Raw genomic sequence first — 1,042 nt, forward strand, 5'->3', positions numbered from 1 at the left:
CAGAGGATTCACCTCAACTTGGTGAGCAAGATTTAAAGGATATCGACTTCAGCAGCAATGATGTACTGGTAGGAATAGCAGCCAGTGGCCGTACACCTTATGTGATTGGCGGTTTGGAATACGCGAATACGATTGGTGCAACTACCGTTGCGTTGTAGTGCCATCCGGATTCTCCTATCGCAGATATTGCTGATATCGCAATAAGTCCCGTTGTTGGCCCAGAAGCCTTGACGGGGTCCACTCGCTTAAAATCAGGCACCGCGCAAAAGTTGGTGCTCAACATGCTCACTACAGCAAGTATGATCCGTTTAGGTAAGAGCTACCAAAACTTGATGGTGGACGTGAAAGCGACCAACAACAAATTGGTCGCGCGTGCTGCTCGCATTGTTATGCAGGCGACGGAGTGCACTAAAGAAGAGGCAACCGAGGTACTTAAGCAGACCAATTATGAGGTGAAATTGGCGATCTTAATGATCTTGACCGATCTTGATATCGAGTCCGCACGTCAGCACCTTCATCATCAAGACGGCTTCTTGCGTAAAGCGGTAGAAAGCCATAAATCAAACTGACCGAACGTAAGACGGTTGGACAGTAAAAAGGTGGCTCATGGGCCACCTTCTCTTTTCGCCGGTGCTGACACATCAAGCATCAATCCTCGTCATACAACCACTCATCAAATTCGCGATTTAACTCGTTATTCACCTTACGCTTGAGCTGGTCTGGATCAGTGGCATTTTTAACGCGTTCCACTTTATTCGTGTACTGGCTTGTCGCCTCGTTTACTTCCCGTTTCATTTTGTTTTGCACGTAAGTCCCGTTGGTGAGATCTTCAATATCCCGCTTGGTATTATTGAGCGTATTCGTAATCTGATGCTTGTTATGGTCGTATTTGCGTTTCGCTTTGATCGTGTCTTTCAGCACATTGCCGGCACTTGCGGTTAGCGGCAGTAATACTAACGCAACTAAAAAGTACTTTTTCATATTTCAATATCACTTATTACTCAATCTCAATGAGCCAAGTAGACCAAAGCGATCCGATAGA

1 protein-coding gene and 1 pseudogene are annotated in these 1,042 nt (G+C 46.0%); one reads left to right on the forward strand and one right to left on the reverse strand.

Annotation, left to right across the window (positions count from 1 at the left end; genetic code table 11):
* A pseudogene (locus R7M72_RS25975) lies at positions 1 to 569 on the forward strand (N-acetylmuramic acid 6-phosphate etherase); the annotation flags it as partial.
* Between the two features lie 79 nt (positions 570 to 648).
* Here the strand turns inward: R7M72_RS25975 and R7M72_RS25980 are convergent.
* Complete coding sequence (locus R7M72_RS25980) at positions 649 to 981, reverse strand: hypothetical protein (RefSeq protein ID WP_005460263.1); 333 nt, start codon at positions 979 to 981, stop codon at positions 649 to 651.
* Positions 982 to 1,042 lie beyond the last annotated feature (61 nt).

Source organism: Vibrio sp. YT-18 (assembly GCF_033337345.1).
GTDB classification, from domain to species: Bacteria; Pseudomonadota; Gammaproteobacteria; order Enterobacterales; family Vibrionaceae; genus Vibrio; species Vibrio alginolyticus.